Origin of the sequence: Arthrobacter sp. NPDC057009 (genome assembly GCF_042673905.1) — a bacterium.
In the GTDB taxonomy this organism is placed as follows: domain Bacteria; phylum Actinomycetota; class Actinomycetes; order Actinomycetales; family Micrococcaceae; genus Arthrobacter.
In genome coordinates this window covers 171,337-191,262 of sequence record NZ_JBHUSB010000006.1, presented here as the reverse complement: position 1 = coordinate 191,262, position 19,926 = coordinate 171,337, and the positions used below count along the sequence as shown (strand labels likewise).

Below are 19,926 nucleotides of genomic sequence, written 5' to 3'. Positions count from 1 at the left end.
CCCCGTCTGTCCGTACCCGGGGACCCCCCCTCAAATAATTTTCCCCTCCCTTTGTTCCTGTTTTGGGGTAATAATTGTCCCGCTAAACCCATGCCACACATAAACCCGCGGCTTAATCGGTGCCACGACCGCGCCGCTTTCGGACCATCGTGTGGGCGGAATTACTGCCGCAGGTACTCAGTCAGGGCATCACGGGAATCCCGGGGGGAGAATCCTGCAGCGTGGATCTTGCTCAGGTCCAGAGCGCTATTCAGCGGTCTTGGGGCAGCAGCCTTGCCTTCGAAGTACTGCGCGGTGCTGACCCCAGTCACGTCGTCCCTGGATGATCCAGCCAGTTCGAAGACGTCGGCGGCGATATCCGCCCACGACTGCGGGTCTCCGTTGTTGCTGAGATTGTAGGGGCCATATGCCGCGCCGCTCTCGAGCAAGTGCCTGATGCCCGCTGCGATGTCCTGCGTGAAGGACAGCCGCCCCACCTGGTCATTGACCACCGACGGCTTGATCCCCCGTTCAGCCAATGACGCCATGGTGCTCACGAAGTTGTTTCCTTCACCGATGACCCAACTGGTCCGCACAATGTAGTGCTTGGGGACGACACTGACGACGGCGTCCCCTGCGGCTTTCGTCTGGCCATACACACCAAGCGGCGTAAAGGACTCGGCCTCGTCGTGAATGCCGCGGCCACCGTCGAATACGTAGTCCGACGATACGTGGACCAGCGTCAGGTCGTACTCGACTGCGATACGTGCGAGGCGGGCAACGGCATTGACGTTGACCTCCCACGCCGCGGCGCGCCCTTCCTGGGTTTCGGCCGCGTCGACAGCTGTATAGGCAGCCGCGTTAATGATCGTCGAGTAGTTCTTCCAGTTCCGGCTGTTATATGAGTCCGCGCTAGCCAGGTCGAACTCCGCCCGGTTCGCGAACTCGACCGAGTCATCGCCGTCAAAGGTGACCCGCAAGGCCTTGCCGAGCTGCCCGTCAGCACCAAGCACCAGCGTTTTCTTGGGGGCCATCGGGAGGACATCCATCAGCCGCGGGTGCGCCCTGTCCTTATCTGACAGTTCTGCCTGGTCCAGGGGAATCGGCCATTGAATGGCGGCACTCTCATCGGCAAGATTCAGGAAGGTGTACTGGCCCTGAGCATCTGCAGACCAGTGATCGTTCACGAGGTACGTGTAGGCCGTGTTGTCCTCGAGTGTCTGGAATGCATTGCCAACACCCCGGGGAATGAAGATAGCCTGGCTGGCGTCAAGTTCAGCCGTGAAGACGGCCCCAAAGGACGGCCCTTCACGCAGATCAACCCAGGCACCGAAAATCCTGCCCGTGGCCACCGAGATGAACTTATCCCAGGGCTCCGCGTGAATGCCGCGGGTAGTTCCAGCCTTCTCGTTGAAAGAGATGTTGTTTTGGACAGGGTGAAAATCCGGCAATCCTAATGCGGTCATCTTCTCGCGCTGCCAATTCTCCTTGAACCAGCCGCGGTTATCCCCGTGGACGGGAAGGTCGTAGAGAACCACGCCGGGGATTGGCGTTTCCTGGGCACGAAGCAGCTTCGAAAACTCGATCGTCATGGCGCTACTGGCCCTGTTCCTTGTACTTCGCCTCCGTAGCGGCCTTCTGGGGCCGCCACCATTCCTCGTTGTCCCGGTACCAGGCAATCGTGTCCTCGATGCCGGCATCAAAATCAGAGAACTCTGGCTGCCAGCCCAGCTCCGTACGGAGCTTCGAGGAATCGATGGCGTACCGCAGGTCATGACCGGCGCGATCCACTACGTGGTCATAAGCGTCGGGCGCCTCGCCCATGTGCTCCAGGATCAGCTCCACGACGTCTTTATTGTTCTTCTCGCCGTCCGCACCGATCAGGTACGTTTCGCCGATGCGGCCCTTGGCGATAATGGCCAGCACTGCCGACGAATGGTCGTTGGCGTGGATCCAGTCGCGTACATTCTCGCCCTTGCCATAGAGCTTTGGCCGAACGCCGTCGATAACATTGGTGATCTGGCGCGGGATGAACTTCTCGACGTGCTGATACGGGCCGTAGTTGTTCGAGCAGTTGCTGATCGTTGCTTGCAGTCCGAAGGAGCGGACCCAGGCCCGGACCAATAGATCTGAGCCAGCCTTCGTGGAGGAATAGGGGCTGGACGGGTTGTACGGGGTGCACTCCGTAAAGCGCTCCGGATCATCCAATTCCAAGTCCCCGTACACCTCGTCAGTGGAGATGTGGTGGAAGCGCTTGTCGTGTTTCCGGGCAGCCTCGATCAGCGTATACGTGCCGATGATGTTTGTGTCGAGGAATGGCCTCGGATCATGCAGGGAATTGTCATTGTGTGACTCGGCGGCGTAATGAACCACGACGTCGCAGTCGGCCACCAGGCTGTCAACGAGTGCGGCGTCAGCGATGTCCCCAATGACGAGCTGAAAGCGGTCCGCCGGCAACCCCTCGAGCGAGGCCCGATTTCCCGCGTAAGTCAGCTTGTCGAGGACAGTGACGGCGTTATCAGTGTGATTAAGGACATAGTGCACAAAATTGGAACCGATGAAGCCGGCACCACCGGTCACGAGGAATTTCTGCATGTTTTCCATATTTCCATAGCGCCAAGGATTTGGTTGCACGTGCAATAGCGCCGAAACTAGATTCCATGCGCGGGATTATCCTCGCCGGGGGGACCGGTTCAAGACTTCATCCGATCACGCAGGGCATCAGCAAGCAGTTGGTTCCTGTCTACGACAAGCCGATGATCTACTATCCGCTGTCAACTCTGATGCTGGCCGGAATCCGGGACATCCTGATCATCACCACTCCCCATGACGCCGACCAGTTCCAGCGCCTGCTGGGCGACGGCAGCCAGTTCGGCATCAACATCACCTACACCCAGCAGCCCTCTCCCGACGGGCTGGCTCAGGCCTTTATTCTTGGTGCAGAGCACATCGGCGACGGACCGGTGGCACTAGTCCTCGGTGACAACATCTTCTATGGCCCGGGCATGGGCACGCAGCTTCGCCGATTCTCAGACATCGATGGCGGCGCCATTTTCGGGTATCGCGTTGCCGACCCGACCGCATACGGCGTCGTTGAGTTCGACGTCACCGGCAAAGTCATCTCCCTCGAGGAAAAGCCGGAGAAGCCCAAGAGCCATTACGCCGTGCCCGGGCTCTACTTTTTCGACAACGACGTTGTCGAAATTGCCCGCAATCTGAAGCCCTCGCCCCGTGGCGAACTGGAAATTACTGACGTGAACCGCGAATACCTGGAGCGGGGCAAGCTCCAGGTGGAGATCCTCCCGCGCGGTACCGCCTGGCTCGATACCGGAACCTTCGATTCCCTCAACGAGGCCTCAGAATTCGTACGCACGGTCCAAAAGCGTCAGGGCCTCTCGATTGGCTGCCCCGAAGAGATTGCCTGGCGGCTCGGCTTCCTCAGTGACGACGAGCTGCGTGAACGCGCCGAACCCCTCGGCAAGAGCGGCTACGGCCGCTACCTGCTGGACTTGCTCGCTGAGGACGCCGCGGAAAATCCCGAGCGGCTGGCGCTTTCCGTTCTGTAGCCACTCACTACCCGACTCGGCACCCAGGCGGTGGCCGACCGGGAGGGGGCGTGCGCCCGAATCGTCCACGGCAGCCTGCCCCTGGCGCGGGACGGGGCGTGTGGCAGGCGAGGTGATCGCCGCCGTCGTCCATCACACCGGGCCTACCCGGATATGGCTGGCGGGTAAAATATCACCTACGCCGGTCTCGTTTGGGGGAATTCTTTTGTCCATCACTCATGCCCGCGTGCCCGCAGGCCGGGCCGCTCAACGCAAGGCGAATTCCGCGGCGGTGGGGACGGACCGTCCCGGCTCATCAAAGCGCTATGACATCCAGGGCCTTCGCGCACTGGCGGTTCTCCTGGTTATTGCGGATCACCTGCTGGGTTACCCCACGGGCGGCTTCATCGGCGTGGATGTCTTCTTCGTGATCTCCGGTTTCGTGATCACTGCCAGCCTGCTCCGGGAGCATGACAGGAACGGCAGGATCTCCTTCGCGGACTTCTACCGGCGCCGGGCGCGACGCATCCTGCCGCTGGCATCGCTGGTCATCGTCCTAACACTGGCCGGGTCATGGGCCGTGTTCTCCACGGCGCGCTTCGCGGGCATTGCCCAGGACGGCCTGTGGGCGTTCCTGTCTGCGGCCAACTGGCGTATGGCCATCACCGGCACTGACTACATGCAGGCCGGAGGGGCGGTGTCCCCGTTGCAGCACTTCTGGTCGCTGGCCGTCGAGGAACAGTTCTACATCGTTTGGCCATGGCTGATCGCGCTCATGCTGGGATGGGGAGCTTACGGGCTGGGCCGCTCGTCTTCCGGGGCGCGGCGCCCACTGGGCCTGGCCCTGCTTGCCGTGGTGGCAGCATCGTTTGCCTTCGCCATGTGGGAAAGCTCCGCCGCACCCACCGTCGCCTACTTCTCCACGTTTTCCCGTGCCTGGGAGCTCGGCTGCGGTGGTCTGCTGGCCGTTCTCGCGCCGGTTCTGCTTCGCATCCCGGACCGCATCAGGCCCGCTTTGGCCTACCTCGGCCTCGCAGGAATCGCCGTCGGCGCCTTCGCCCTGACACCGGAAGTGACCTTCCCGGGTCCATGGGCAGCGGTGCCGGTTCTTGCAACCATGGCGGTCATCGCCGCCGGGACCGGAGGGGAGCAACGACTGCTGGCTCCCCTGACCAACCGCGTCTCCCGCTACCTGGGTGACATTTCATACTCCCTGTACCTGTGGCACTTGCCCGTCATCATCCTTCTTGAGGCACTTCGGCCACCGACCGCCGTCGTGGACTACGCCGTCGCTTTGGCCCTCACCCTGGCGTTCTCAGCATGGTCCTATCGCTTCATTGAAGAGCCGGTCAGGCACTCGCAATGGCTGGAACCCAAGGCAGTTAAGGCGGCCGGGGCGGCCAAGGCCCGGCGCGGGGCCGGGGCGCCGCACAGGGCCGCGCCCCGGCTGGCCTACGGGGCGCTCGCTACTCTTGCCCTGGTTGCCGCCGTCGTCGTCACCTTCACTCTGGTGAAGGCCGCCCCGGCGACCCAAACGGCTGTTGCGCCTCCAGTCGTGTCACCGGGCGCCTCCTCCCCTGCTGCAAGCACCCCCGCAGGAAAGCTGAACCAGGAACTCACTCTTGCTCTGTCGGCGGCCCAGTGGCCGGAGCTGACGCCGGCAATCGACACCCTTGGCAAAGAGGCGAAAGCGCCCGAATGGGTCGAGGACGGATGCCTGGCCGACGAGCGAGGTGCCCTGGAGGACCCAGCAGAAAATGCAGCCCGCTGCATCTACGGCGACGAAGCGGCCACGAAGACGGCAGTCGTTCTCGGCGACTCAGTGGGCATCAGCTGGATTCCGGGCATACGCGCCGCACTTGAGCCGCGGGGATACAAGATCCAAGTATTCACAATGCAGCAGTGCCCGGCGGCGGGGGTTGACGTGATCAAGTCTGCCAAATCGGCACACCCCAAGTGCGCCCCTTTCCGGACGTGGGCCCTTCAGCAGATAGCCGCCATGAAGCCTGACATGGTGATCGCTGCCAGTTCAGCGGGAACGCTGGCACGCCTTTCCAGCGGGGCGACGGGCGGTGCAGCGGCCGACGAGTGGACCGAGGCGTCCAAAAAGCTCTACACAGAACTCTCGGCCTCGGCCAAACAGGTTTTCGTGCTTGACCCGCCTCCACGCGGGCAGAAGTTCGCTGATTGCGCCACGAAAATCAGCACGCCTGCGGACTGCGCGTCAAAGGTGCAGCAACTCTCGCTGGACATGACGGCCGCCGGGCGGGCGGCCCTTGACCCGGCCGGGCAGCCGAACGTTCACTTCGTGGAAACCGTTGGGTGGTTCTGCGTGGCCGGGAACTGCCCTGCTTTCGCCGGAACGTCGCCCATGCATGCCGACGGGGCGCACCTCACGGCAGCCTATTCGCGGTCACTTGAACCCGTGCTGTCCGAAGCGCTTGCCGTCGGGTAATGGCGGTCCGGATGGCTCGCAAAGGCAGAACACATCCTGCCTGAGAGCTGCGCTTCACTCGACGCCTGCCAGTGGCCGGGTCTATCTTTGACCAACACGCCGGTCTTGGACGCTGCCGGGACCCTGCGGCGGCCGGCGGCCGGAGGCAGTCATGCGCAGAGCAGTCCGACTACTGGTACTCCCCTTCATCTTTGCCTTCTCCGTCATGACAGCTGGTATGGCCTCAGCGTCGCCCCAACGGCCGGACAGCATTGCCGCACTGGGTGATTCCATGACCCGGGCGACTGACGCCTGCTGCTGGTACGGAGACCACCCCGCCAACTCGTGGTCCACAGGCTCTGCGGGCTGGGACGGCGTGTCCAGCCACTATGAGAGGATCCGAGGCGGCATCAACCCCAGAGTGGTCGCCTACAACGATTCCAGAGCCGGCGCGAAAGCCGTCGACCTGAAGGGCCAGGCCACCTTGGCGGTGAGCCAGAAGGCCGAGTACGTGACCGTTCTGATGGGCGCCAACGACGTCTGCACTTCCTCCCCGGCGACGATGACGTCGGAGACGGACTTCCGGGCCCAGATCCGGGCGGGGCTGCAAACCCTGGCTACAGGCCTTCCGAGGTCCCGGATCTTCGTCAGCAGCATCCCGAACATCTACCAGCTCTGGAGCCTTCTGCACGCCAACTCCACGGCACAGTTCGTCTGGCCCGTCGCGGACATCTGCCAGTCCATGCTCTCCACCAGCAACAGCGAGCAGACCCGGCTGGACGTGCAGGCCCATGAGATAAAGCTGAACGCCATCCTGGAGCAGGAGTGCGCCAGCGTGGCCAACTGCCGTTTCGACAACCACGCCGTCTACAACTACAAGTTCACCGCGGGCGACGTCAGCTCCCTGGACTACTTCCACCCCAGCCTCCGCGGCCAGGCCAACCTCGCCCGGGTCACCTGGTCGAGCTCCTGGTGGGGATAGCGTCAGAGGGCCGCGCCTAACCGGGACCGGCTCCCCCGCTGTCCCGACCCTTTACCGGTTTCCGTGGATCTGCCTGAGGATGGACTCGTCCTTGATCTTGTGGTCGTCCATCAGCATGAAGGTTCGGATGGTCCATCCAGTCCGGGTCCGGGCCGATGGCAGCCACCGCGGTAATCAGGTCAACGTCGCGCATCGCTTCGCTGAACACACCGGGCGGCACGTCGGCCAGGGCTACGTTGTCCCAGGCGTCGGCGGCAACGCGGCGCTCGAACCACACCCTGTTGGTGGAGCACAGGGATGCGAGGCCCTCCTCGGGTTCCACGAGTTCGATGCTGAATCCTGCCCTCAGCCGCTCATCGGGGAACTCCCTGCTGGCCAGGCACCGGGACCGCGTGGAGGTGCACCTCCAATACGACGGCCCGTCCAAGGAAGCATCCATTCACCACCGGGGCGGAGACCTCACCCGCTTCAAAGATATGCCCATGGCCCGCCTGTCCGAGGCGGGCGTTTTCACCACCCTGACCATGACAGCGGCACTCGGCGTCAACGACGGTGAGGTGGGCGCCGTCGTCATAAGGACACTGGAAACCCCGTTCGTGGGCGGGGTTTCGCTGCAGCCGGTGTTCGGGTCAGGGCGGGGCCACGGCGTCGACCCTACCAACAGGCTCACCCACACTGGCGTGCTGGAACGGCTGGCGGAGCAAACCGGAGGGATGGTCTCATGGCACGACCTGACAGCACTCCCCTGCTCGCATCCGCATTGCGCGTCTGTGGGCTGCATGCTGAAGGACGACTCGGGGGTCTGGCGTTCGCTGACTGCCCTCATCGGGCACGATCAGCTGCTCGCCTGGCTGGAACTCAAGCCCGACAGCATCGCCAACCGCATCGCCGACAGCGCAATCCCGCTCGAGCTGCGCACCCTTGGAAGAACATCTGCACCCAGTGTGACCTCGGCATCGGCACACTCACCACCCTGGCGGCCGGCCAGCTGCCAGGCCAGCAACAACGGCTGCGCCGGCTCCTCGGCGAACGGATCACCCGCATCATGGTCAAGCCCTTCATGGACATTTCCACGATGATCGAGGAACGGCTCACCCGATGTTGCGTCCACGTGGGCACAAAGAGCGACGCCGGCGATCACCAGTGCGCTCCCTTCTGTGCCGTCCAGGCATGGCCGGCCCTGGCCAGGCAACGAATGAGCACAGCCACGGGCCGGGAGCTTCTCCCGCTCCGCCAGGTCTGAGTCAGCGGCAGGGAGGAACGATGGGTTCCGCTTCTGATGCCCGACGCATTGCGGCCGGGCCATTGCCCTCGCAGCTGGTGCGCACCAAACCCCCGGGCCGGTACGGACACAAGCCTGACCCTGAAACGGATCCGCAGTCCCCTCCGCCCTTTGATCCACTGCGCCTGTGCATCTTCGCCACCGTTGCCCTGCTCGGCTGAGCAGCCGGTCCGATGGCAGTGGCAGTGTTCGCGGCAGTCGGATTCGCGGGCTATTGGAAAGCACGACGGCGGGGCCTGACGAGGTCGAAGTGCTTCCTCCGCGATACCAGGCTGGTCCTGGCCTATCTGGGCGTCCTTTTAAACGGCTGGGTGGTGGGGGATGTATGCGCTGGCGGCCTAAGTGCTCGGCTTTTAGGGCGCACAGCTGGTTCGGGCAACGGCATCCCCGCCGGGGTTGTCCCGTCGGTTCAGCTGGCATTGGCGAAGGCCGTGAACAAGTTCCCGGGCATCCATGCCGTGCCCGGGACACTGTGCTCTGAACCGAAGTTGGACGGCTACCTTCACTGCGCTCTGTCAATCAGCGGCCGCTCGGGCTGCCGCCGATCCGTGAGCTGCTGCATCACTTAATCAGGTGTCTCATAACTGATGTTGGGTACAGCGATTCGGCCAGCAGATTATGACACATAGTTACGAGAATTTCCTTGGCCGTCGCAGATCCAGAATTCGGCCGAAAATCTGTGACAGTGCAGGTCGACGCCTGTTCACTCGTTGCGACGCCTCGTTTCCCAAGGGATATGAGACGCAACGAGGTCGGTCTCCCCTAAAGCACGGCTAGTGAAAACTGACGGCTCTCATGCTTCGAAGTGAGTGTCGATGCTGGCGCCGGAGATTTGTTCAATCAGTTCGGTGGCTACATCGCGAAGCTTGCGGTTGCGGTTGCTGGATACCTTGGAGAGGATCTCCATCGCTTCTGCCTGGGAGCACCTGTTTTGCCCCATGATGACACCGCAGGCGAGGTTGATCGCGGTCCGGCTTTTCAGGGCGGCTTCCAGGTCATCTGCGCGGGTCTGGGCGGTGCCGATGCGGACCGACAGGATCAGTGTGCTCCGGGCGGCCTCAGCGAAGCCCAGGGCCTTGTTGTAGACGTCCCGTGTGAAGGCAGTGGGCTTGGACGCGAAGAAGTTCAGAGCGGCACTGGCGCCGCTGCTGATCTCCAGGGGTACGCCCAAAGAGCTGTGGACGTTCGCCTCTGCGAATTTCCGCATCAGCTCTGGCCACCGCTGATCTGAGGTAACGTCCTCGATCGCTACCGGTGACATTTCCCGCAGTGCCGCGATGCACGGGCCGTCACCCACGGCTTGTTCCATCTTGTCCAGTTCGACGGCGCGCGGGCTGCTGCCCGCGGCAGTCGTAGGCCGGCGCTTCACCTTGACGGTGACTGCGCATTCAATCTCGGCATCAGCGCTGTGAGAGACCGCGGCCGCGGCGAGCTTGGACAGTCCGGAGAGGAATTCAACCGCATCCTCCGCGTCCACCAGAATATTCTGCAGCTGCTGCCCTGCAGCCTCGTTTTCGGTTGAATCCGACATGGGCCAATAGTACGCTTCACCCCCGGCCCCGCCGCGAGACCGATGGACCGGTCCGGGCAGGTCGTCCACGTCGACGTCAGGTATTAGGAACCGGGCGAGGCGACCCCGCCGCTGCGTGCGGCTACAGCGGCGGGACCCTCAGGCATCGCCTTTGATCGGCCGCACTCTGCTACACGACGCCCTCAGTATCGCTTCTGCTCCCTAATGTCTCCAAACCGGGGCAGCAGCACGCACGAGAGGGCACGCCTGCCTGAAACCGAGAACGGTCCGCGTGAGTGGTTCTAGTGGACCTCTCCGCGCCATGCGCCGGTTTCGGTGCCCCTGTCCTCGATGAATTCCTTGAAGCGGCGCAGGTCCGCCCTGACCTGCATGTTGTCGAACCCAAGTACGGCACCGGCCTTGTCGGTGAAGGTTTCCGGGGCCCATTCAAAACGGACCCAGACACGCGTCACTCCGTTTCCCAGCGGCGTGAACGCCACGGCGCCGGCGTGCGACTGGCCATCGGTGCTGCGCCAGGCAATCCGTTCGTCGGGGCGTTGTTCGACGATTTCAGTGTCGAATTCCCGCTCGGCTCCGCCGACGTTCACCACCCACCGGTTCGTCCGGTCGTCGAGTTGGGCGACGGACTCCACCCCGGCCATAAAGTGGGGGAATAACTCGAACTGGGTCCACTGGTCATACGCTGTTCGCACTGGGACCGCGACATCAATGGTCTCTTCCACTGTCTGCATGCTTGCTCTCCTCCTAACGAAGCACCGGCCGAGCGGCCGCCTTATGACCAACCCCTTACCCAGAACACCCCGCCGTTCCCCCGATCGTCGGTCCCAGATCACGTCTCGATAGCCCGGCGATGGTCCATGAGGAGGGCGGCCATGCTCTTGGCACGGGCTGCGGCCCGGGGGTCGCCTTCGGTCGCGGCAACGATGGCGCCCTTGATCAGTATGTGGATGGACCAGGCGAAGTCGGTCGGGTCGTCGAGACCGGCGGATCCGGCGAGGTCGGCGATCTGCTCCCGTGTCTTCTCCAGGTACCGGATGCTCGCTTTGCCCAGGGGGTGGTCCGGGCCCATCTCCATCATCACGTGCAGGAAGGAGCTGACCTCCGCGGCGCCTTCGCGGAACCAGTCGTCAAAGACGTCGAACAATGTCAGCATGGCTGCCTCGTTGCAGGTCCCGTGCCGGGCGATGGCGGCCTCGATTCCGGCCGTGCGTTCCTGGTACCACTGCTCGAGGAAGGCCAGGACGACGTCGTCCTTCGAGGGGAAGTGCCTGTAGAACGTGGCCTTGGCCACGCCTGATTCACGGATCAGCTCGTCGACTCCGACATCGCGGATGCCGCGCCGGGCAAACAGCTGGTAGGCGATGGCAGCGATCTTTTCCCGGGACGCGTTCGCTTGAGGGCGGCCTGGCTCTGCGGTCCCCGCCGAAGTGTGCATAACAGGGTCAGCCATGGGCGCGAGACAGACCGTTCTGTCTGCATTGGGCAAGGCGAGGCTGGCCCAACATCAGAGCCCCCGGATCGGTGGCCAGCTGTTGTCTTCCGCGTAGGACGCGGCATCGGGCAGATTGTCGTCGCTGAGGAGCTCGTTCAGAGTAAACGCAATCAAGTCGCGCTGCAGCAGGGGAAATGGCATTAACCCGTGCAGATACGCATCGACGTCCGTTTCGCTGAACCGGCCTCCGTTCCCGTAGTAGGCGATCCAGGCCTGCAGCGCACTCAGGCCCGAAAGTAAGAATGCTGCCTGCGCCGATTTCTGCTGCCGGTACTCGTCCATCAGTGCAGCCCCTCCTGGATTTCCTTTGACCGGGGGTGGGAAAGGCCCCCGATTCCCGACCACGGAAGCGGCAGGAACCAGGCAGGGCCGCGGCCGCAGGCTTCTAGCGCAGGTGTCCCATGATTGAAAGACTTGCCAGGATGATCAGGGCTCAAAGTGTGTCCGCACGGTGGGGTCGTTTGCTACCGAGGCGATCACTGATGCTGCTATGTCCCGCAGTTTGACGTTGCGGGTGCTGGAAGCGATCTTGAGGATCTTCATGGCCGTTTCCTGGCTGCACCGGTTTTGCGCCATGATCGCCCCCGTTGCCAGATCAATGACAGTCCGTGACTCCAGGGCCGCCGCGAGGTGAGCCTTCGCTTCGGCAAGCTGGCTGATCCGGACCGCCACGCGAAGAGCCTTGGACGCGTGATAGGCGTACGCTTCGACCATCTCGATGTCCTCGCGGGTGAATCCATGGGACCGGGTGGAATACATGTTCAAACCCGCTTCCGCTTCCCCGTCCAACCGGAGGGGCACCGACAGGCTGGAGCCCACACCCGCCACCCGTGCCGCCGCCGTGTACTCGGGCCAGCGGCGTGCACAGTTCACATCCGGGATATGGACGGCCGCCTCCTCGCGGATAGCAGCCAGACAAGGCCCATCACCGGCCCCGTATTGGGTCTCATCAAGCCGGACCGCGCTCTCTTCACTGCTGGCGACGGTCACCGGTTTCTTCCACTGCATCAGCGTGATACTGCAAAAGGCCGCCGCCGGGTCAGCCAAGGTAAGAGCGGAAAACTCGGCCAGTTGATCCAGCATCTCCTTCACGTCCGACGTTTTCAGAACAAGGTCCTGCAGACGGTCAAAAACAACGCTCGAAGGCAATGGACGTGCTTCTTCGGCCATGAACGGCCTCATTCCTCCTGGGGCCCTGGCAACAACCCCTGTGACTGGAGGCCCCTGAAGGACAACGAAACCGCGCGAACGGCGGTCCTTTGAGTATGGCCCCTTCTGGCGGGAATAGATAGCCAAACTCCGGGCCTCATGATGCTTTGCGGTGAAGCATCCAAAACCCTCAGGGGCCGTAAGTGGCTACGACAGTTGGTTGATGTCCACTTGCTCAGCTCTGGCCGGTTGCGGCGCGCCTGTCCGTTCATTAGCCGACTCCTTCTCGGGTGAACGCATTGCCTGCCAAAGGCCGACACCGGCGGTAATGGTTGCCGCGGCGACTGCGGCAACCAGCCAAGCCTTCCGGACTGGTTTGACAGGTGGGACGGCCCGAACCGGGAAGGCCGCTTCGGGGATGAGCCGCGTTATCCCCTCATGAAGCCGCGGCGTTGCAGCTTCCACTCCCCCGGCGAGCTCGTCGGCGATCATGCGCAGGCTCGCCTGCAAGCGGGGTGATGCGGCTTCCAATCCGCTGTCTATGCCGGTCAGCATGCGTCGCAACGCCGCTTCGATGCCGGGCGTCGCCCATTCCCTGCCCTTCGCAAGGCGCAGAACGAGAGCATCTTGGAGCTGCCGGGCCTGGGCTGCACGGCTCGTTTCTACCTCAGTACGCATGAGAACCTTCCGTTTGGATCAGTGAAGCATTGGCTGGATACGCAGCCGCGGGACGCCGCGCCAGAGGCCCCCGGGCTGCTTCTGATCTACATAGCCATACACAACCCAAATTAGCAAGCATGCTTATGATCAGTTGCGTTTCCCGCACCTCATGAGTATCGAAGATGGCGAACATGATCCGCCGTCGCTGCGCACAATGGCCCACACCCAGAATTAGCGCCAGCGTGGCGTACGCGAAAAACGAACCCGTCTCCTGCCGGCTGACGGGAAATACCGGGAGGGACGCGTCCACGAAGAATTGCGGAGCGTTTACCGCCCGCAGGATCGCGTTCCAGGCAAACCTGATGTCGCCCTAAACTACTGCCATGCCTACACGTGTTCACGAGTTCGTCTGGCCTGATCGCGTCGTCATCGGCACCGTCGGCGTTCCGGGCGCGCGCACGTTCTATCTGCAGGTACGCGCAGGAACGGAAATTGTTTCTATCGCTCTGGAGAAGCAGCAATCCGCTCTGCTCGCCGAGAAAATTGACGAGATTCTCGATCAGCTCATCACCGTCGAAGGCAACCGCTTCAGTGTTCCAACCGGGACTCCCATTGAATTGGTCGACAATGATCCGCTCGATGCCGTTCAGGAGCAGTTTCGAACCGGCGCAATGAGCCTAGGGTGGGATCCGACGACGGCGCATGTAGTCATAGAGGCTTACCCCATCACCGATGCCGACGCTGATAACAACGGCGAATCCCCTGATCAGGACGGCGATGAAGTACGCGAAATGCTGTTGGTGCGGATGCCGGTTGGCACCGCTCGCGCATTCGCCAAGCGCACACGTGAGGTAGTTGACGCCGGACGTCCCATATGCCCGCTCTGCGGTGACCCCGTAGACGCCGGCGGACATATCTGCACTCCTCCCGAGGTCTGATGCTGACGCTGTGATTGCATTGGTGTGTGGCGGTGATTGGCCCGATAGAGCGACCCACCGAGATTGTGGCTGGATTGCCCATCGGCGGCGAACTCCGCATTGTCGGTCGCAGTTCTTTGCTGAGTTCTGCAGACAGGCGGCCTTTGGCGGGGTGGCTGCAGCCCGCTATCGGCGCCCATCCTTGGCCGACGTCGGTTAGGGGCACGGCGCCTGACCGGTTCAACCGTGATGCCTCGCCAATGAGAAGTGCCGTCCCGGTGACGGCTGTCAAAGCGTAGGCGGGCCGGTGTACGGGCCTGACCAAACTTCGAGGCGGGTTCCTTCGCGGTTCCAGTTTCACTTCGATGACTAGAACGATGACGGCGTCCACCGCCTCCAGGATCTCGTCGGTGACGGGCTTGGGTGCTCGCTCGTGATGTCGATCCCGAACTCGGTCAGAGAAAGCTCTTCAGATCATCGGGCACCGAGGAGGTCGTGGTGGAACGGGATCACAGAGGGGCTTGCCCACGATGGAATCGTGGAGCGAAGGGGCGGCGCGGGCCGGTTTTTCCTGGGCTTGCTGATTCTCGGGCTCGGGGTGCCTCCAAGAGTACCCCGAGCCCGTGCACGCGCCAGCAACTAGCCCCGAACCGGCGTCGCCCAGCTCCGTCGTCGGTTGCGCGCGCAGCCGGGGCAGTCAGGCGTCCGAGCCTGGGGTGAAGTAGTTGTGGGCGTCGTAATAGGTGATCTTCGGCGCCTCCGGGACTCCGACCTCCTTCGTGTAGGGGCCAATCTGGTCCCTGGCGAACGCGTCGTACTGTTCCCGGGTCTTCCAGAGATCCGTGACGAGTAATCCGTTATCCGTTTCCGTCACCCAGTGGGACAGCGCCCCCTCCGGGCCGGGCCCACCGCGGGTGAGGCCCATCTTTTCGATAACCTGGTCGTACTGCGCAAGCGTGGCGCCAGTGAATTCCATGATGACAGCCACAGCCATGGCCCTCTCCTTACAATTGGCCGCCGTCAAGTGACGGCCGCAAATGAGCTGATAAGGCATGGTTTACGCCGGTCGAAAATGGCCGTCAATATCGAAAAATAAAGGGACCGTGGCCAACCCTTCCGGCTGGCCGTGGCATGTCACACAGCGGGACGTGCTGCGGCGCTGAATCGATTATTGGGGACCCGGCAGAAGACCCAGCTCCGCCCACGCAGGCAATGACGGCCCTGGCCACCGACCTGGCGGACGTGCAGAAAGGGTACAGCCCTCATGGGTGGGCCTCCTTCGCCTGGAAGACGTCGGAGCTATGAGTCGAGGATCCCAAGGAACGCCATGGCCCTCCCAAGGACAAGATCAGAAACTTGTTTCAGGGCGGCGGCGGTCCACATGGCCCATTCAGGGCCCTGGCTCCTCAACCAGTCCGCCGCTCGCCCCGCCGGCGCTCTCCAGCCCACAGCCGCGGAACTGAAAAACGGGACGGTAGGCCACGACACCTCCGGCCCCACGACCGATGACGCGATGACCCGCTCCGAGAAGCGCCTGAACGTCGGCACCGAACGGCAGGCAACCGGCCGGGCCCGGCTGCGCAAGTACGTCACCACCGAGAACGTCACCAAGACAGTCCCGGTCAAGCGCGAAGAGGTCAGGGTGGAGCGTGAGCCGATCACGGACGCCAATCGCGACGCCGCCCTCCGCGGACCGGACTTCAGCGAGGAAAACCACGAAGTCATCCTCCACGAGGAACGTCCCGTCGTTGATAAGGAAACCGTTCCGGTCGAGCGGGTCCGCACGGACAAGGACACCGTCACCGAGCAAGAAACCGTCACCGAAGAGGTCCGCAGGAACGCATCGACACCGACGGGTTGGACGAGACCCGGCGCTAGCAACTCTGGCGTCAGAGGAAGGGCCACGGCTGCAGCCGTGGCCCTTTCCTTGTGCCATCAACTCCCGCTTGTGGGTCTAGGATAGATAACTAGACAATCAAGATTTACGTCTATCGAAGGATCGGGAAGATGCAGGGGCCCAAAACCAACGGCTACTGGTATGAACAGGACACGGAGCACCAGGCAGGGGCAGTAGGGGTACTTAACGCCCTACGGGACTACCGCGCGTCCGAGGCCGCTATGAGGCGGCGCACCCGCACTTCGATGGGCATGGGCGAAACCGACCTCCTGGCCTTGCGATACCTCCTCCAGGCGGAGGCTGCGGGCCAGACCGTGGGGCCGAAGGAACTCGGCGCCCGCCTGGGCGTCACGTCAGCTTCCACCACCACCCTCGTGGACCGACTGGTCAAGAGCGGCCATGTGCGCCGCGAACCCCACCCCACCGACCGCCGGGCGCTGATCCTCAGGCCCACCCAGGGGTCCGACGACGAAGTCCGGTACACCCTCGGGCTGATGCATCGGCGCATGATGGAGGTGGCGTCATCCCTGTCCGCGGACGAGGCGGGCATCGTCGTCGACTTCCTCCACCGCATGCGCGACGCCGTGGATGCCATCGACGCCTGATCCCAGGCCAAAGGAAAGAGTGGACTTCCAGTTCCGATGCGTTATATAACTAGTTAACCAAGATACATTTATTTCTAACTAGATGCATTGGGGCAACGATGACCGAAGTACTGGAACCCACCAGCGTCAAGTCGAAAGACTTCGCGCCGGGTATGGTGTTCGAAGAATTCCCGGCCGGGTTCGCCGTCGAACTCCCCGAGACGCCGGTACACTGCGGAACCGGGATGACCCTGGCCTCGGGCCCGATCCTTCCGCGGCTCCCCTGGGCCGTGGAAGAGCCCGCGAATGCCGAGTGGGTTTGCGCCTGCGGCTTCCGGATGGCCGCGGCCACTACCGAGGAAACGGATCCCCTGAACGCTGTCCGCCTGATGTCCGCCCGGCTGGAATCACTGCGGTGGGAGCTTGACCACGCGCAGGAGATACTGGCGGACGCAGTACGCAAAGCCATCCGGTGCGGAGCAGGGCCGGCCTCCCTCCGGGATGCAGCCAACATGGACGACGCCGAACTCGAAAGTCTGCTCGGGCAGGGCTCCTAGTGCCACCCAGCACCGAACAAAAACGCTGTTGCCGGGCGCAGGCCGCCACTTTAAACTCGGGACATCACAAAAGGTTCCCGAATGATTTCTCCGGGACGGCGCCGGTGTTCCATCTCTGGGAAACCACCCCGGGTGACCATCGGAACGCGGTGAGTCCGGCCGCGTTCACACAATATTGACCAAGGGCTGCACCCTTTGACCCGGAAGCACCACCGATGGCTACAGTTCATCAAAAAAGCCCCGAACGTGAAATCGAACAGACGCTGCACGAGTTACGCCGCCGGCTGTCGGGAGAGCTGATCGAGCCACAGGATCCGCTCTACGACGAAGCCCGGGCGGTATGGAACGGCATGGTGAATGTCCGTCCCCTCGCCGTCGCCCGCGCGGGCGCTGTCTCAGATATAGACGTGGCGCTCCACGCCGCACAGCGCAGCGGACTTCCGCTGGCTGTCCGCGGCGGCGGGCACAACATCGCCGGGCACGGCACTGTTGAGGGCGGCCTCGTCCTGGATCTGGGACAGCTGCGGAATGTGAAGGTCGACGCCCGCAAGGGGCTCGTCACGGTGCAGCCGGGCGCGACGCTGGCAGATGTGGACCGGGCGACGGCGGCCCACGGCCTGGCCGTACCCCTCGGGGTGATCAGCGGAACGGGAGTGGCCGGCCTCACCCTGGGCGGCGGCGTCGGCTGGCTGACGCGCACCTACGGGCTAAGCCTGGACAGCCTGGACGCTGCGGACGTCGTAACTGTCGACGGAGAGCATCTGCAGGCCAGCAGACGGGACAATACCGACCTGTTTTGGGGACTGCGCGGCGGCGGCGGGAACTTCGGCGTGGTCTCCTCCTTCACGTTCCGCGCCCACCCGCTGCCGGCAACACCGCTGTGCGGAAACCTCTTCTACCGGCCACCGCACTGGCGGAACGCCCTCGTGGCGTTCGCAGCCTGGACCCGTAATCTGCCTGAGCAGATGAACCCGATCATCTCCTTCCTGGTGCTGCCGCCGGAGTTCGGGATGGGCGACGAACCGTGGATGGTGATTGGATTCGCCTGGGCGTCCGGGGACCACCAGACCGGCCTGGGCCTCGTTGAACAGCTGAGGGTCCAGGCTCCGCCCGACGAACACGAAATAGGGCCGACGTCGTGGCTGGACTGGCAAAGCGCCATGGACACCGTGTTCCCCAAGGGCTCACGCGGCTACTGGAAGAACGTGTCTTTCTCCCGCCTGGACGAGGAGGTGGTGGGCGTACTGCTGAGCTTCGCCTCCGAAGTGACCTGGCAAGGGACAGGCATCGACATCCACCACCTGGAAGGCGCCTTCGGACGGGTACCGGAGGAAGCCACGGCGTTCCCGAACCGGTCCGCGCGCTTCTGGCTCAATATTTACGGGTTCTGGAAGGACGCCTCCGAGGACGCCCGGCTCACTGCCTTCGCCCGCAAGGCCTACGCCGTGATGCAGCCGTTCTCGGAGCACGGCGAATACGTCAACTTCCTGGGCGCCGAACTCGGACACCAGGACATTGACGCCGCGCGCCGGTCCTACGGGCAGGACAAGTACCGGCACCTCGTGGCCGTCAAAAACCGGTATGACCCGCAGAACGTGTTCCGCTACAACCACAACATCCTGCCGACGTCCGCGTGATCCGCTGATCCCCAAACTTTGCCGGAACCGACAGCATCCCAGGTCGCGGAATGGGCGGCGCAGCAGCGCTAACGCTGGCACACGGCTTGACATGCTGTGGCCGTTGCGGATGAACTGGGTTCGCCGTGCGATGAAGCAGCCCGTTGGCGGAATCACTTTTCCCTGCCGTGGCATCCGCGCCAGGGCCGATTTGGCGGGCAGCAATTATCAAGAACACAATCGAAGACACGGTGCAGCTCAAGGCCGTGCGCGCCGGCGACGTGGTGACGGTCGGGGGCGTCCCCCTGCGCGTCAAGGCCGCCCAGCGGGACGACGCCGGCCTGGTGACCCTCAAACTCGAGAACGAACCGGCGCGCCCCATGACCATGGTGGGCGTACCGGACATGCGCGTCGTCCGCGCGACGGCGTCTTAACACGTGGTGATGGGGAGGACAGATTGGTCCTCCCGCAACCCGGCTCCGAACAGTACCCTGAGTGAGTGCTAATTTTCGAGGCCATGGAGTTAGTGGCGGCCAGCCCTGCATCCCTCCTGGGTGTGTTGACCGATGCGAGCAACCTTGAGGTGTGGGATTCCGGGATGGTGCACCGCGACGGCGACGTCCGGGACGGCTCGCACGTCACCGTCAGCAGCAGCGACGGCCAGCACCACTGCACCTTTACGGTCCAACTGGCAGCCGAAAGCGCGATGACCTGGTCCCACTCCCTCGGCTTCTTCCGCGCCACACGCACCTGGACCCTGACACCGGCCGACGGCGGCACCCTCCTGCTCGTCACCGATCAGTTCCGCGGCCCCTTGTCCGGGCAGCTCCGGCAACGGGTGCCCCTCTCCGGTTCTTCCGCGGACCTGGAACGTTACCTCCAGGCTGTGAAAGCCAGGGCCGAACTCCTCCAGCGGACCCCGGAGACCCGGTGAACGCTGCCCTGCTGCTTCGTCCAAGTACCACCCATGAAAGGAACACCATGTCTGTTGTGAAGATCAACGCCATCCACGTGCCCGAAGGCAAGGGCGCCGAGCTTGAGCAGCGCTTCGCCGCCCGGGCACACGCCGTCGACGGCCAGCCCGGATTCGAAGGCTTCCAGCTGCTCCGCCCGGTCAAGGGCGACGACCGCTACTTTGTGGTCACCACCTGGTCCACGGAAGAGGACTTCCAGAACTGGCGGACCGGCCAGGCCGGCGAGGTCCACGGCGGCGGCGACCGCTCCCCCGTGGCGACCGGCGCCGACCTCCTCGAATTCGAAGTCGTCGAACTCTGACTCCAGGGTCCCCACGTATGGCAGCC

General features: G+C 63.4%; 21 protein-coding genes and 1 pseudogene. 13 read left to right on the top strand and 9 right to left on the bottom strand.

The window, feature by feature from the left end; translation table 11 throughout:
* Positions 1-161: 161 nt before the first annotated feature.
* Together ACFTR6_RS08905 and rfbB are read right to left on the bottom strand one after the other, a co-directional pair.
* Positions 162-1,571, bottom strand: a complete 1,410-nt coding sequence (locus tag ACFTR6_RS08905) for a sugar nucleotide-binding protein (RefSeq protein ID WP_377957630.1) — start codon at positions 1,569-1,571, stop codon at positions 162-164.
* Between the two features lie 4 nt (positions 1,572-1,575).
* Positions 1,576-2,574 carry a dTDP-glucose 4,6-dehydratase gene (gene rfbB, locus ACFTR6_RS08900; protein WP_377957629.1) on the bottom strand — a complete coding sequence of 333 codons (999 nt, stop codon included), beginning with the start codon at positions 2,572-2,574 and terminating at the stop codon, positions 1,576-1,578.
* Between the two features lie 65 nt (positions 2,575-2,639).
* Here rfbB and rfbA point away from each other — a divergent pair, with 65 nt between their 5' ends.
* The 5 genes from rfbA to ACFTR6_RS08875 all read left to right on the top strand — a co-directional run bounded on the left by rfbA (position 2,640) and on the right by ACFTR6_RS08875 (position 8,383).
* Complete coding sequence (gene rfbA / locus ACFTR6_RS08895) at positions 2,640-3,545, top strand: glucose-1-phosphate thymidylyltransferase RfbA (protein WP_377957628.1); 906 nt, start codon at positions 2,640-2,642, stop codon at positions 3,543-3,545.
* Between the two features lie 205 nt (positions 3,546-3,750).
* Positions 3,751-5,979, top strand: a complete 2,229-nt coding sequence (locus ACFTR6_RS08890) for an acyltransferase family protein (RefSeq protein WP_377957627.1) — start codon at positions 3,751-3,753, stop codon at positions 5,977-5,979.
* Positions 5,980-6,130: 151 nt separating this feature from the next.
* On the top strand, positions 6,131-6,940 hold the full coding sequence (locus tag ACFTR6_RS08885) for an SGNH/GDSL hydrolase family protein (protein WP_377957626.1): 810 nt from the start codon (positions 6,131-6,133) through the stop codon (positions 6,938-6,940).
* Between the two features lie 155 nt (positions 6,941-7,095).
* Entirely contained in the window at positions 7,096-8,019 is a 924-nt protein-coding gene (locus tag ACFTR6_RS08880; RefSeq protein ID WP_377957625.1) for a hypothetical protein, read from the top strand.
* A gap of 184 nt (positions 8,020-8,203) precedes the next feature.
* Complete coding sequence (locus ACFTR6_RS08875; RefSeq protein ID WP_253250497.1) at positions 8,204-8,383, top strand: hypothetical protein; 180 nt, start codon at positions 8,204-8,206, stop codon at positions 8,381-8,383.
* Between the two features lie 632 nt (positions 8,384-9,015).
* Here the strand turns inward: ACFTR6_RS08875 and ACFTR6_RS08870 are convergent.
* From ACFTR6_RS08870 to ACFTR6_RS08845, 6 genes are all read right to left on the bottom strand, one after another.
* Positions 9,016-9,753: a GAF and ANTAR domain-containing protein gene (locus ACFTR6_RS08870; protein WP_087873784.1), complete on the bottom strand. Its 738-nt coding sequence runs from the start codon at positions 9,751-9,753 to the stop codon at positions 9,016-9,018.
* Positions 9,754-10,034: 281 nt separating this feature from the next.
* A complete protein-coding gene (locus ACFTR6_RS08865) occupies positions 10,035-10,484 on the bottom strand; it encodes an SRPBCC family protein (protein ID WP_087874767.1) in 450 nt (149 codons plus the stop codon).
* Between the two features lie 98 nt (positions 10,485-10,582).
* Positions 10,583-11,203 carry a TetR/AcrR family transcriptional regulator gene (locus ACFTR6_RS08860; RefSeq protein WP_253250633.1) on the bottom strand — a complete coding sequence of 207 codons (621 nt, stop codon included), beginning with the start codon at positions 11,201-11,203 and terminating at the stop codon, positions 10,583-10,585.
* Positions 11,204-11,257: 54 nt separating this feature from the next.
* Complete coding sequence (locus ACFTR6_RS08855) at positions 11,258-11,527, bottom strand: hypothetical protein (protein ID WP_087874765.1); 270 nt, start codon at positions 11,525-11,527, stop codon at positions 11,258-11,260.
* 144 nt (positions 11,528-11,671) lie between these two features.
* Positions 11,672-12,415 carry a GAF and ANTAR domain-containing protein gene (locus ACFTR6_RS08850; RefSeq protein ID WP_377957624.1) on the bottom strand — a complete coding sequence of 248 codons (744 nt, stop codon included), beginning with the start codon at positions 12,413-12,415 and terminating at the stop codon, positions 11,672-11,674.
* 186 nt (positions 12,416-12,601) lie between these two features.
* Positions 12,602-13,072, bottom strand: coding sequence for a hypothetical protein (locus ACFTR6_RS08845; RefSeq protein ID WP_377957623.1), 471 nt, complete (start codon positions 13,070-13,072; stop codon positions 12,602-12,604).
* 365 nt (positions 13,073-13,437) lie between these two features.
* Here ACFTR6_RS08845 and ACFTR6_RS08840 point away from each other — a divergent pair, with 365 nt between their 5' ends.
* Positions 13,438-13,992 carry a DUF3090 domain-containing protein gene (locus ACFTR6_RS08840; protein WP_377957622.1) on the top strand — a complete coding sequence of 185 codons (555 nt, stop codon included), beginning with the start codon at positions 13,438-13,440 and terminating at the stop codon, positions 13,990-13,992.
* A gap of 676 nt (positions 13,993-14,668) precedes the next feature.
* Here ACFTR6_RS08840 and ACFTR6_RS08835 read toward each other — a convergent pair.
* Positions 14,669-14,965 (bottom strand): hypothetical protein, encoded by a 297-nt coding sequence (locus tag ACFTR6_RS08835; RefSeq protein ID WP_076800765.1) that lies wholly within the window; start codon positions 14,963-14,965, stop codon positions 14,669-14,671.
* 474 nt (positions 14,966-15,439) lie between these two features.
* Between ACFTR6_RS08835 and ACFTR6_RS08830 the strand changes: the two are divergent.
* The 7 genes and pseudogenes from ACFTR6_RS08830 to ACFTR6_RS08800 form a co-directional block, all read left to right on the top strand.
* Positions 15,440-15,849 (top strand): annotated as a pseudogene (locus tag ACFTR6_RS08830) (YsnF/AvaK domain-containing protein); the annotation flags it as partial.
* Between the two features lie 129 nt (positions 15,850-15,978).
* Positions 15,979-16,473, top strand: a complete 495-nt coding sequence (locus tag ACFTR6_RS08825) for a MarR family winged helix-turn-helix transcriptional regulator (protein WP_377957621.1) — start codon at positions 15,979-15,981, stop codon at positions 16,471-16,473.
* 98 nt (positions 16,474-16,571) lie between these two features.
* Positions 16,572-17,009 (top strand): hypothetical protein, encoded by a 438-nt coding sequence (locus ACFTR6_RS08820; RefSeq protein WP_377957620.1) that lies wholly within the window; start codon positions 16,572-16,574, stop codon positions 17,007-17,009.
* Positions 17,010-17,224: 215 nt separating this feature from the next.
* Positions 17,225-18,646 carry an FAD-binding oxidoreductase gene (locus ACFTR6_RS08815; protein ID WP_377957619.1) on the top strand — a complete coding sequence of 474 codons (1,422 nt, stop codon included), beginning with the start codon at positions 17,225-17,227 and terminating at the stop codon, positions 18,644-18,646.
* Positions 18,647-18,813: 167 nt separating this feature from the next.
* Entirely contained in the window at positions 18,814-19,059 is a 246-nt protein-coding gene (locus ACFTR6_RS08810; RefSeq protein ID WP_157365166.1) for a hypothetical protein, read from the top strand.
* Between the two features lie 65 nt (positions 19,060-19,124).
* Complete coding sequence (locus ACFTR6_RS08805) at positions 19,125-19,559, top strand: SRPBCC family protein (protein WP_377957618.1); 435 nt, start codon at positions 19,125-19,127, stop codon at positions 19,557-19,559.
* Between the two features lie 47 nt (positions 19,560-19,606).
* Positions 19,607-19,900, top strand: coding sequence for an antibiotic biosynthesis monooxygenase (locus ACFTR6_RS08800; RefSeq protein ID WP_076800753.1), 294 nt, complete (start codon positions 19,607-19,609; stop codon positions 19,898-19,900).
* Positions 19,901-19,926: the final 26 nt, after the last annotated feature.

Excerpts from the sequence above, each read along its gene's own strand:
- ACFTR6_RS08905 (WP_377957630.1), bottom strand. The coding sequence starts at position 1,571 with ATGACGATCGAGTTTTCGAAGCTGCTTCGTGCCCAGGAAACGCCAATC.
- rfbB (WP_377957629.1), bottom strand. The coding sequence starts at position 2,574 with ATGCAGAAATTCCTCGTGACCGGTGGTGCCGGCTTCATCGGTTCCAAT.
- rfbA (WP_377957628.1), top strand. The coding sequence starts at position 2,640 with ATGCGCGGGATTATCCTCGCCGGGGGGACCGGTTCAAGACTTCATCCG.
- ACFTR6_RS08885 (WP_377957626.1), top strand. The coding sequence starts at position 6,131 with ATGCGCAGAGCAGTCCGACTACTGGTACTCCCCTTCATCTTTGCCTTC.
- ACFTR6_RS08880 (WP_377957625.1), top strand. The coding sequence starts at position 7,096 with ATGGCAGCCACCGCGGTAATCAGGTCAACGTCGCGCATCGCTTCGCTG.
- ACFTR6_RS08875 (WP_253250497.1), top strand. The coding sequence starts at position 8,204 with ATGGGTTCCGCTTCTGATGCCCGACGCATTGCGGCCGGGCCATTGCCC.
- ACFTR6_RS08870 (WP_087873784.1), bottom strand. The coding sequence starts at position 9,753 with ATGTCGGATTCAACCGAAAACGAGGCTGCAGGGCAGCAGCTGCAGAAT.
- ACFTR6_RS08865 (WP_087874767.1), bottom strand. The coding sequence starts at position 10,484 with ATGCAGACAGTGGAAGAGACCATTGATGTCGCGGTCCCAGTGCGAACA.
- ACFTR6_RS08860 (WP_253250633.1), bottom strand. The coding sequence starts at position 11,203 with ATGGCTGACCCTGTTATGCACACTTCGGCGGGGACCGCAGAGCCAGGC.
- ACFTR6_RS08855 (WP_087874765.1), bottom strand. The coding sequence starts at position 11,527 with ATGGACGAGTACCGGCAGCAGAAATCGGCGCAGGCAGCATTCTTACTT.
- ACFTR6_RS08850 (WP_377957624.1), bottom strand. The coding sequence starts at position 12,415 with ATGGCCGAAGAAGCACGTCCATTGCCTTCGAGCGTTGTTTTTGACCGT.
- ACFTR6_RS08845 (WP_377957623.1), bottom strand. The coding sequence starts at position 13,072 with ATGCGTACTGAGGTAGAAACGAGCCGTGCAGCCCAGGCCCGGCAGCTC.
- ACFTR6_RS08840 (WP_377957622.1), top strand. The coding sequence starts at position 13,438 with ATGCCTACACGTGTTCACGAGTTCGTCTGGCCTGATCGCGTCGTCATC.
- ACFTR6_RS08835 (WP_076800765.1), bottom strand. The coding sequence starts at position 14,965 with ATGGCTGTGGCTGTCATCATGGAATTCACTGGCGCCACGCTTGCGCAG.
- ACFTR6_RS08825 (WP_377957621.1), top strand. The coding sequence starts at position 15,979 with ATGCAGGGGCCCAAAACCAACGGCTACTGGTATGAACAGGACACGGAG.
- ACFTR6_RS08820 (WP_377957620.1), top strand. The coding sequence starts at position 16,572 with ATGACCGAAGTACTGGAACCCACCAGCGTCAAGTCGAAAGACTTCGCG.
- ACFTR6_RS08815 (WP_377957619.1), top strand. The coding sequence starts at position 17,225 with ATGGCTACAGTTCATCAAAAAAGCCCCGAACGTGAAATCGAACAGACG.
- ACFTR6_RS08800 (WP_076800753.1), top strand. The coding sequence starts at position 19,607 with ATGTCTGTTGTGAAGATCAACGCCATCCACGTGCCCGAAGGCAAGGGC.